7 protein-coding genes and 1 pseudogene are annotated in these 10619 nt (G+C 49.5%); 1 reads left to right on the top strand and 7 read right to left on the bottom strand.

Going from position 1 to position 10619, the window contains the following annotated elements:
* Positions 1 to 164: 164 nt before the first annotated feature.
* From SHK35_RS10325 to SHK35_RS10315, 3 genes are read right to left on the bottom strand one after another with little or no spacing between them, the layout of a single operon-like run.
* On the bottom strand, positions 165 to 464 hold the full coding sequence (locus SHK35_RS10325) for a hypothetical protein (protein WP_318709694.1): 300 nt from the start codon (positions 462 to 464) through the stop codon (positions 165 to 167).
* Positions 465 to 504: 40 nt separating this feature from the next.
* The gene (locus tag SHK35_RS10320) at positions 505 to 1104 is read right to left on the bottom strand and encodes a DUF5662 family protein (protein ID WP_318709693.1); all 600 of its coding nucleotides are present in this window, start codon (positions 1102 to 1104) and stop codon (positions 505 to 507) included.
* A 4-nt stretch (positions 1105 to 1108) separates the two neighbouring features.
* Positions 1109 to 3001, bottom strand: a complete 1893-nt coding sequence (locus SHK35_RS10315) for a hypothetical protein (protein ID WP_318709692.1) — start codon at positions 2999 to 3001, stop codon at positions 1109 to 1111.
* Positions 3002 to 3186: 185 nt separating this feature from the next.
* Between SHK35_RS10315 and SHK35_RS10310 the strand changes: the two genes are divergently transcribed.
* On the top strand, positions 3187 to 3504 hold the full coding sequence (locus SHK35_RS10310; protein WP_318705289.1) for a DUF1292 domain-containing protein: 318 nt from the start codon (positions 3187 to 3189) through the stop codon (positions 3502 to 3504).
* 83 nt (positions 3505 to 3587) lie between these two features.
* Here SHK35_RS10310 and SHK35_RS10305 read toward each other — a convergent pair.
* The 4 genes and pseudogenes from SHK35_RS10305 to SHK35_RS10290 all read right to left on the bottom strand — a co-directional run.
* A pseudogene (locus SHK35_RS10305) lies at positions 3588 to 5312 on the bottom strand (ATP-dependent helicase); the annotation flags it as partial.
* Positions 5305 to 6759 (bottom strand): glutamate--tRNA ligase, encoded by a 1455-nt coding sequence (gene gltX / locus SHK35_RS10300; RefSeq protein WP_318705290.1) that lies wholly within the window; start codon positions 6757 to 6759, stop codon positions 5305 to 5307. The pseudogene SHK35_RS10305 and the gene gltX, both read right to left, overlap by 8 nt.
* A gap of 92 nt (positions 6760 to 6851) precedes the next feature.
* Positions 6852 to 9092: a glycoside hydrolase family 95 protein gene (locus SHK35_RS10295; RefSeq protein ID WP_318709691.1), complete on the bottom strand. Its 2241-nt coding sequence runs from the start codon at positions 9090 to 9092 to the stop codon at positions 6852 to 6854.
* Between the two features lies 1 nt (position 9093).
* On the bottom strand, positions 9094 to 10587 hold the full coding sequence (locus tag SHK35_RS10290; RefSeq protein WP_318709697.1) for a 4Fe-4S dicluster domain-containing protein: 1494 nt from the start codon (positions 10585 to 10587) through the stop codon (positions 9094 to 9096).
* Positions 10588 to 10619 lie beyond the last annotated feature (32 nt).

The raw sequence follows: 10619 nt of genomic DNA, 5'->3' as shown, positions 1-10619 counted from the left end.
ATCTCTCAAAAATCGGCAGATTGGTACTTTGGAAAGACATATCTGTCTTTTTATTGCAGTTTGCGGAAACTCAAGTTTTTCCCTATAAATTTCCCGGCCCTGATATCCTATGGCGCCGTAAAAAAGAAGATGCTGCAGCTTTTGTCCACAGCATCCCTTTTTTGCTATTCCTTTGTCTCGCACCCACAGGTTTCTCCACGCCCATAATTGGAAAAATCCTGTCTCCCCGATTCCTGCCTGCTGTCACAGCCCCGGTCATTCCAGGGAGGCGGCATGAATCCCGGCCTATCACAGCGGTCGCGGTCACGATCCTGACTGCGGTCTCTGTCGCGGTCTCGGCCGCAGTCCCTATTGTCATCCTCGCATCCGCAGGAATCGCTGTTGCCTTCCACACCATTCCCACACCATGTATTTCCGGAATTGCCAAAGCAGCACAACAGCAGCAACAAAACAATACAGTTCATTTCAGCTCCTATATGAAACAAATATTCTATTTACTTTATTTTATTCCACAGGCCGCCTCTGTTGCATGTCCCTTGTTTTGTTTCCCTCTTTTCCCGCTTTATTCTTTCTTCTCTTCAGCTCCTCCTTCATATACCGGAAGGTTTCCTCCTCTCCCCTCTTTGCAAGCATAATGAGCATTTCCTCTAAAATTCTTTTGGTCTCCTCATGTATGGGCGCTTTATCCGTACCCCCGTAGTAGTAGGTAAGAGGAGATTCATCCGTATAGCTGCCGCCCAGATATACCTTGCTGGCAGCTATCCTGTCCATGATCATCTCTACAATATATTGATAAGGCATTGGCACAGGGGCCATGCCTCCCGGCACATCCCTGGTGGAATAATCAATCCAGTATTCGTAATGATGCTTGTTTCTGCCCTTGTGATGAAGCCAGGCGCTGGAATAGCCTATGGCCTCCCGCTCCGCATTGTTAGGGCTTCTGTTTCCCTGATAATATCTGGCGCCCACCAGAAATTCCGCAGGACTGTATTTTGACAGGTCATGAAGCAGCCCCTGTCTGTACAGCCCAACCCGGAAGCAGCCTTTAGCAACCAGATACTTATGATAGGTAATTGTCTTAAAATGTTTCCACGCCTTACTCATTCTTTCATACGACCTGCTTTCCTGCTGCATCCACAGAAATACTCTGAAAGACCGCAATACTTCTGGGGGGAATCCTTCTATGGGTCTCCTCTCCCTCGTCCTTCATCTGATCTTCTCCCGCCGTGACACACACAAGCTTCCACTGCAGGCCCTTTGGCAGCTTCGGCATGGCCAGCTTTTGATACTCCCAGTACATATTTACCGCCAGATAGAAAAAGTCATCATCCATGGAATCCGTCAGCTTTTCATATCTGCCGCAATACATAATGCCAATATGTCTGTTGTAGCCCTCCAGCTGAGGCTTCCAGGCGCTTTTTCCGTGATAGGACAAATCCGGATATCCCAGCGCAAGATAATCCATGCCCTTTAACTCTTCCCCTGGATGCAGTATGGGATGGGCCTTGCGAAGCGCCGTCATTTTGCGCCAGAAATCATACAGCTCCCTGTTCTTTTCCAGATCATTCCAGTTCAGCCAGGCCACCGCATTGTCCTGGCAATAGGGATTGTTATTGCCCTTTTGGGAATTGCCGAATTCGTCCCCCATAAATAAAAGGGGAACGGACTGGGAAAAAAGAAGCAGACAAATGGCATTCTTCATCTGCTTGAGCCGAAGCTCCTTTACCTTCTTTCTGCGGGTGCTTCCCTCCTCCCCGCAGTTCCAGCTGCAGTTATAATTGCTTCCATCCCGGTTTCCCTCTCCGTTGGCCTCATTATGCTTTCGGTCATAGGAAACCATATCTGCCAGCGTAAATCCATAATAATTGGTAATATAATGAATTCTTCCCATTCTCCTGGGATTACAGCGCATTTGATGAATCACGCTCTCCAGCATGTTTTCATCTCCTTTTAGGAATCTGCGCATAATATACATATAATCGTCCTGGTATACCGCCAGATTTTTCTGTTTTTCCCGGGTTCTGCCCCGGTAAATTTCATCTGCGTCAAAGGCGTAATACCATAGTTTGGTATCCGACAGCGCCGGATCCTTTGCAATCTGGTTCACCGGCAGATTTTCCCCCATCAGATGAAACCCGTCCACATGGTATTCCAATACCCAGAAACGCAGAATTTCAGAAATATCCATCCCTTCCGCGTCCTTCGGAAAATAAAACTGCATAACAATTTCCATATTGTTTTTGTGAAAGGCCTTCACCATGTTTTTAAATTCCACACAGGGGTTCTTCGAAGCGGCATAGCCCGCTTTCGGCGCATAATAAAAGCCCTTTTTATAGCCCCAGTAATTCAGCCTGGGCCCGGCTGCGGATGCCTCCTTCCGCGGATGAAAGGCCTGCTCCTTTTTCGCCTCCAGGCGTTCTGCAGACGTTTCATAAGACGGCTCGGCAGAAAGCTCAATAAATTCATAGCATGGCTGCAGCTCAATAGTGGTAAATCCGCTTTCCTTCAAATACGGCAGCTTCTCCGTAACGCCCAGAAAGGTTCCACCGCAGGATACGCCGGAGGAGGGATGTCTGGTAAAGCCTCTCACATGGATACAGCTGCAGACGCAGTCCTCGTAGGCTAACCCCGGTCTTTTATCTCCCTCCCAGTCAAAATCTGTTTTCAAAAGCACCGCCCGCAGACCGCTCTCCTGGCGCGCCCTGCCGTAGGCATGATCGGACAGAAAGCCTCTGGCATAGGGATCCGCAGCAATTCTGTCCTCTTCATAAAATTGGTAAGAAATGGAATCCCCATCCAATCCCTCCAAAAATTTACAGTAAATGTCCCCTATTTTCTCTTCTTTAGAAAAAGGAATCCTGCGAAGCCTTTTCCCAGTTTCTCTCTCATACAGCACAATGCCGCATTTTTCTTTTTCCGATACAAAGGAGAAGCGGATTCCGCCCTCCTCACAGTGCGCACCAAGAGGATATGGCCTTAAGGGTAATCTTTTTTCTGTCATTTTCATCCTCGTTTCTACGCTGCTTTTGCGCATAAGCGATTTTGTGGCAAGCAGCGCACAGACACAAACCGCCGTGTAAAAAATATGCCTGGAATCTTATTTCATTATAATGTATTGCAAGAAAAATCACAAGCGGTTATAATTGAAGCAGACAGTTGAAAAGCTGAAATAAAAGGAGAAAATATATGGCAAACCAAAAAGATTATGAAGATGAGGAAATGACTGTTGAGCTGGAGCTGGAGGATGGAAGCATTGTAAACTGTGCCGTCATCACCATCCTGGCAGTGGAGGGAAAGGATTATATCGTTCTTCTGCCTTTAGATGAAAACGGTGAAAATGAGGACGGCGAGGTCTGGTTTTACGGCTACAGCGAAAATCCCGATGATCCAAATGAGGAGCCGGAGCTTTCCTTTATCGAGGATGATGAAGAATACGAACGCGTTGCGGACGCCTTTGACGAATATTTGGACAGCTGTGAATTTGACGAATTAGTAGACGAATAATATTCCTTCCACAGAGGATTCAGGAATCTCGATGGAAGCCTGGGGCGCTCTTTCGTGCCGGTCACGAAAAACAGCTCCAGGCTTTTCTTCGCTCTCGTCATAGCCACATAAAAAATTCTGCGCTCTTCCTCACAGGCCTCCTCATCGGGCAGACATCCATGAGGAAAAATCCTTTCATTGCAGTCCGGCAGATACACATGGTCAAATTCCAAACCCTTGGAGGCATGAACTGTCATAAGGCATACTCCTTTCTTATGCCCTTCTTTGTCCGGCCCTTCTTTATCCGGCCGGTCTGTGTCAGGGCACGTACGCTGAGCCTCCAGCCATTTCTCTATGGTTGGAAAACAGGAAGCGTCTGTCTGGGCCCATTCCAGTATTTCCAGCCACTCCTCCAGCCTTTCCCGGTCCTTTGCCGCCTTTCTTTTCAAAAAAGCCTCATATCCCAGTGCTTTTCTTATATAACGCACCAAAAGGCCCGGCGGAAAATGTCTCCCCTGACTGAGCTTTTCCGTAAGCTCTGCGCCCTCCCCCTTTTGAAAAGCCTTCAGTTCAAACCCCAAAGCTTCCCGGTCTCCAAAGGGAACCGTCCTCCAGACGCGCAGCCAGTCTTCTCTTGCATTCTGTCCAAGCGCCAGCTTCATATATGCGGCCACATCCTTCAGAATAAAATGTTCATACGGATTTTGAACGCTTTCCTTTATCTCATAAGGAATTCCTGCCCTTTTCAGGCATATGGCAAACCGCTGCATCAAAAAATTGGTACGAAACAATACCGCCCTGGACTGTGCCTTCTCCGTACTCTGAATGCTCTGTATCACCGCCAGATACTGCTCCTCCCTTTTCTCAAAGGAACGGATTTTTACCCTTCCGGCCTCCTCCTTTTTCTGCAGACAGGCTCGAAGCTCTTTCGAGAAACGATCTTTGTTTTCACCGATAACCAGGAGAGAAGCCTTTACAATTTCCGGTCCGCTCCGATAGTTGATATCCAAAAGAAGCTGTCTGGCCCCAAACTCAGAAACAAACCGCTTCAGGCAGGCAGGTTTGGAGCCTCTAAATCCATAAATAGACTGATCGTCGTCCCCCACGGCAAAAATCCCCCGGCAGTTTTTCCCTAAAAGCTTTATGATCTCATACTGTACCGAGTTAATGTCCTGAAATTCGTCCATCAAAATATGGTCAAAGCGCTTCTGCCAATAGGCCAGAAGCTTTTCATCCCTCTTCAGATATTCCAGGCACAGGGAAAGCATATCGTCATAGTCCAAGGCCCCTGTCTTTTGCCGCTCTCTTTCGTATTCCCGGCATAAAGGCAAAAAGCAGTCCCGCCACTCAGGCTCCAGCGCAAAAACCGCCCCAGCCTCCTCCCCGGTATTTTTGTAAAAGCTCATGGCGCCAAGCAGCTTCAAGGCATCCTCCTCCAGGTTCTCCGGACTGTTTTCCTTTTTATATTTTTTCATCAGGGGAAGCAGAAGCTGTTTTTTCTCCTGCATGGATAAAATCCTTGGATTTGTAAGAATATGAGAAGCTCTCAGAATGTGATAAAAGAAAGAGTGGAAAGTTCCAAAGCTTACGGGCATCACCCCGCTGCATTCCTTCAGAAAGCGATTCTGCATGGATTTAGCCGCTTCCCTGGTAAAGGTGATCACCAGAATCCGTTCCGGAGGAACCTTCTCTTCCAAGAGCAGATAAAAAATACGATGGGTAATGGTAAGAGTTTTGCCGGAGCCGGGGCCCGCCAGCACAAGCAAAGGCCCCTCTCCGTAAGTCACAGCTTCCCGCTGTGCATCATTCAACGCTTTTAAGTCAGGCATTTTCAAGCAGCGCAATCCCCTTTCGGATTCTCTGCAGAGATTCCTCCTTGCCTAAGATTTCCAAAATCTCCGTTGCCCCTGCAGGCGTCATCTGCTTTCCCGAAACCGCCGTCCGGATAGGCCACATCACATAGCCGTTTTTGCAGCCCTTTTCCTCCACATACTGCAAAAGCCTCTGATACAGCCCATCGTTGCTGTAATCCTCCTGAGCCTCCAAAATGGGGAGCACCTCTTTTAACACCTCCAGGGAGGAGGCTTTGTCCGTTTTCATCTTTTTGTGGGTATACATGTCCGGGTCATATTCCGGCAGCTCCTCAAAAAAGTCCACATGGGAGGCTATATCGGGAAATACCTCGATTCTGGTTTTCACCATGGCCGCAATCTTTTTTAAGTCATAGGGCTTTGTGATGACAGCCTTCAGGTAAGGCTCCGCCATACTGTAAAAGGTGTCAAAGTCCATGGCCTTTAAATATTCCCCGTTCATCCATCGTAGCTTTACTATGTCAAACACGGCGGGGGATTTGCTGATCCTGTGATAATCAAACTCCTGAATCAGCTCCTCCAGAGAAAAAATCTCCCGGTTGTCCTCAGGGCTCCAGCCAAGCAGCGCCACATAATTTACAATAGCCTCTGTGACAAAGCCTTGCTCCAGCAGGTCCTCAAAGGAGGCATGTCCGCTTCGCTTGCTCAGCTTTTTATGGTTTTCATCCGTGATCAGGGGCAGATGGATATACACCGGCACCTGCCAGCCAAAGGCCTCGTACAGCCGCACATATTTGGGGGAGGAGGACAGGTATTCGTTTCCCCGCACCACATGGGTGATATTCATGGTATGATCGTCCACCACATTTGCAAAATTGTAGGTGGGATAACCGTCGGATTTAATCAGTATCATATCATCCAGCTGATCGTTGTCCACGGTAATGTCTCCATAAAGCTCATCATGAAAGGTGGTTTTCCCTTCGTTGGGAATATTCTGGCGGATTACATAGGGCTTACCCTGGGCAAGATTTGCTTCCACCTCTTCTTTCGTCAAGGACAGGCAGTGCTTGTCGTAGATCATGATTTCCTTGCCGTCCACCACCTCGGTTTTTAAGGACGCCAGCCTCTCCTTGTCGCAGAAGCAGTAATATGCTTCTCCCTTTTCAATCAGCTCCTTCGCATATTTCATATAAATGCCTGTGCGCATACGCTCACTCTGCACATAGGGACCGTATCCTCCGTCCTTGTCCGGTCCCTCATCCGGAATCAGACCGGTTTTTTCCAGCGTGCGGTAGATAAGCTGGGTAGCGCCCTCCACATAACGCTCCTGATCGGTATCCTCGATCCGCAGCATGAAATCTCCATTTTCATGCTTTGCGATCAAAAATTCATATAACGCAGAGCGCAGATTTCCCACGTGCATTTTGCCGGTGGGGCTGGGCGCATATCTTGTCCTGATTTTCACTGCTACACCTCCCTGTCCGTTTAAACGGACATCTCTTTCCTATTTGACACTTTTCTTATTCTATCTTTTTTTTCCAAAAACCGCAATGTATTTCATGGAAAATATTCCTTTTTTTCTCCTGCCTTTAAGAAGACCTGCCACTGATGTTCCTTCCAGGTAACTTGACAGGTATACTGGGAAACGGCATTTACGCAAAACCGCAGAAGCTTTCCATCCTTCCAGTAAATGTCATAGGAGGCATTTCCCCTGGCGCGTATGCCTTCTATGGAGCCTTCCTCCCATTTCGGAGGAAGCGCCGGTAAAAGCAGTACTTCCTCCTCCACCGACTGCAGCAGCATTTCTCCCACCGCCGCTATGGCTCCAAAATTCCCGTCAATCTGAAAGGGCGGATGATTGTCCAAAAGATTAGGCAGTGTGGATTTCTGCAAAAGCTGTACGAAATTTTCATAGCAGGCCTGTCCATCCATCAGCCTTGCATAGAAATTCATAATCCAGGCCCGGCTCCAGCCCGTATGGCCGCCTCCGTTTTTCAGCCTGCTTTCCAGGGTTGTCCTGGCAGCCTCCACAAGAGCCCTCTGACAGGCGTCCTTTTGTCCCGCCCGGATCTGAAAGGCCGGATGCAGCGCGTACAGATGGGAAATATGCCTGTGGCCCGGCTCCGCTTCCTCATATTCCTCAAACCACTCCAGAAGCTGTCCATTCCTGCCAATACGGTGAGGCGGCAGCTTTTTCAGACATTTTCTTACCTCATCTGCAAAGGTCTTATCCCGTTCTCCCAAAAGCTTGTCCGCCTTCAGAAATTGTTCAAACAGCTCCCGCAGAATCTGGCTGTCCATAGCCGGGCCAAAGCAGACACAGCCTTTTGTGCCATCCGGCAGTATATATTTATTTTCCGGCGAAACAGAAGGGGTTGTCACTAGGTATCCTTGATATTCTACCAGATAATCCAGGAAAAAGAATACGGCATCCTTTAATACAGGATACATTCTCTCTAAAAACGCCAGGTCTCTGGTGTAGTCATAATGAAGCCAGATATGGGTGCTCAGCCAGGCCCCTCCCATGGGCCAGACTGTGGCGGGCGTATAAACGTCCTGAGGCGCCGTATCTCCCCAGAGATCGGTATTGTGGTGTGCCACAAAGCCCCGGCACCCATACATTTTCTCAGCGGTCTCCCTTCCATTTTCCGCCATTTTCTCAAGCAGCTCAAACAATGGCAGGTGCATTTCAGAAAGGCCAAACATTTCCGCCGGCCAATAATTCATTTCCGTATTAATATTGATGGTATATTTGGAACCCCAGGGAGGATTGTATTCCCGGTTCCAGATGCCCTGCAGATTGACTGGCAGCGATCCGGGGCGGCTTGCAGAAATCAAAAGATACCGACCATAGTCAAAATAAAGCTTCATCAGGCTGTTGGAGGGCTGTCCCTCCTCCCTGTTTTCTTTCTCTGCCAGAGACAGCTTTACTCTGCCAAAATAGTTCCGGTACTCTCTGATATGGGCCTGCCGCAGTTCTTCGTAAGGCTTTGCCGCTGCCTCCTGCAGGGTGTGCAGCACATACGATCTGGGATCATTGTGCCGGAAATGGGTTCCGGCGGTAAAGAAAACCAGAATTTCATCCGCATTCTCCGCCTGCAGGCTTTCTCCAAGGGCAAAAAGGCGTCCCCCGGAGGCTTTCATTTTGATGCCTGCGCAGAAGCCATAGTCTTTGACGGTTCCATCCTTTTCCTCCTGAAGCCCTTCTGCCATCTCTCCCAGCCGTCCCTCCATGAGCATACAGCCCTCAGACCGAAGGGAGCCGTCACAAAACCCCGGACGAAGAAGCCGCGCAGCAGCCGATACTTTTCCGCCCTCCGCCCAGATTCTGGTTATGATACAGTTATTTTCCGCATCTGCAAAGGTTTCCCTGTGATAAATAATATCCCTGCCGGAGAATTTCCAAGTCACCTGGTGCACCGCAGTTTCAAGATCAAGGCACCTTTCATAATCCTCCCAATCACAGGAGTCATTGAGCATATCAATATACAAATCTCCCAGGGTCTGATAACATCTTTCACTTTGAGGAACCCCGCTGAAGGCGTATTTTAAAATCCGCTCTGCCTCCGGTATCCTGCCCTCAAAAATCAGTTTCCGCACCTTTTCCAGATTTTTTCCAGCGTCCGGATTTATTCTGGAGAGCCTGCCGCCGCTCCACACAGTATCCTCATTAAGCTGATAATGCTCCTCACACGGATTTCCAAAAATCATAGCCCCCAGCTTTCCGCATCCTATGGGCAAAGCCCGCTCCCAATCCTTGAAAGCAGGCTCCTTAAATATCAATTTTGAAGCTTCCATTTTATTCTTCAGGCTCCTTTGGCACCTTTTCCTGAGCTGCGTCCTTAAACTGGGCAAGGGCCTTGGCCGCCTGGGGAATGGGAATATTGGTTCCCGCTCCTGCAACGCAGCCGCCGGGGCAGGCCATTCCCTCAATCAGACAGCCGTTCATCCTGCCGGCCTTTGCCAAAAGCAGCACCTTTTTGCATTCCGCAAGGCTTTCCGCATGGGCGATATGCACCTCTGTACCGGGATAATAGGCCTTGATACAGTCCTCAATGGCACTGGCCACGCCTCCGGCCACACCATAGCCTCTTCCGGCTGCGGTGGCGTCCTGCATCTCATCCATTGCCTTAATCTCCTCTAACAGAATGCCCCGGGCCTCAAACATGCCCGTCAGTTCCTCAAAGGTAATTACAAAATCCACATCCGAACGCACGGTCCTGCGGCTGGCTTCCAGCTTTTTCGACGCACAGGGGCCGATAAAGACCACCAAGGCCTCCGGATGCTCCTTCTTGATCACCCGGGCGGTAGCCACCATGGGCGTCAGCTCATTACTGATTTTATCAATGGTTTCAGGAAACAGATTTTTTGCCATGACGGCCCAGGAGGGGCAGCAGGAGGTCAAGGCAAATGCCTGCCTGCCGCTTGCCACTTCCTTTACATAATGCTCCGCCTCCGCCATGCACCCCATATCCGCTCCAATGGCAGTCTCATAGACGTCTGCAAATCCAAGCTCCTTCAACGCAGTTTTAAACATCTGCGGCGTTACCTTGGGACCAAATTGTCCCACGAAGGAGGGCGCCACCTGGGCAATCACCTTTCTGCCCGACTGCATGGCACGTATCAGCTGAAATATCTGGGATTTGTCCGCGATCGCTCCAAATGGACAGCTGACCATGCACTGTCCGCAGGACACGCACATATTGTTGTCGATTACCGCCCGGCCCACCTTGTCTGATTTGATGGCGCCAATGCCGCAGGCTGCCTTACAGGGCCTTTCCTTGTGGCAGATGGCATCATATGGGCAGACGTCCCGGCATTTGCCGCACTTGATACATTTCTCCTGATCGATCACAGACTTGCCCTTTACCATGGTAATGGCCCCTCTCGGGCAGACAGCCTGGCAAGGGTGGGCCACACAGCCCATGCAGGAGTCCGTTATCTCATAGCGGTTTTCCGGACAGGCATTGCAGGCGGAAGGTATCACCTGCATCAGAGGCGGCTCATAATATTTTTCGTCGATATTGCTCTCCTCAAGCCCCTCTGTCAGGTGTCCCGGACGATCTCTGTTCTCCGGCCGCAGGCTCATTCCCATGGCAAGCCGGATACGCTCCCTGATCACCGCTCTGTCCCGGTATACATTTTCCCAGAAAACAGACTCCTCATAGTCCACAATCTTATAGGGCAGCGCCTCCATATCATCCTTCAGATTTTGAGAATGATATGCCAGATTGGCCACTTCCTTAAAAACCCGTCTTCTGGTCTGTTTGACCGGCGTATCAATGCCTCGCATGCTGCTCATCTGAATCCCTCACTTTGATTTAG

The organism is Candidatus Acetatifactor stercoripullorum (assembly GCF_944382095.1).
GTDB lineage: Bacteria > Bacillota > Clostridia > Lachnospirales > Lachnospiraceae > Acetatifactor > Acetatifactor stercoripullorum.
The sequence above is the reverse complement of the archived record's forward strand: the minus strand, read 5'-3'. Positions and strand labels throughout refer to the sequence as shown.

Bases quoted from the DNA above. Each gene is read 5' to 3' on its own strand.
- SHK35_RS10325 (WP_318709694.1), bottom strand. From the start codon at position 464: ATGAACTGTATTGTTTTGTTGCTGCTGTTGTGCTGCTTTGGCAATTCC.
- SHK35_RS10320 (WP_318709693.1), bottom strand. From the start codon at position 1,104: ATGAGTAAGGCGTGGAAACATTTTAAGACAATTACCTATCATAAGTAT.
- SHK35_RS10315 (WP_318709692.1), bottom strand. From the start codon at position 3,001: ATGACAGAAAAAAGATTACCCTTAAGGCCATATCCTCTTGGTGCGCAC.
- SHK35_RS10310 (WP_318705289.1), top strand. From the start codon at position 3,187: ATGGCAAACCAAAAAGATTATGAAGATGAGGAAATGACTGTTGAGCTG.
- SHK35_RS10295 (WP_318709691.1), bottom strand. From the start codon at position 9,092: ATGGAAGCTTCAAAATTGATATTTAAGGAGCCTGCTTTCAAGGATTGG.
- SHK35_RS10290 (WP_318709697.1), bottom strand. From the start codon at position 10,587: ATGCGAGGCATTGATACGCCGGTCAAACAGACCAGAAGACGGGTTTTT.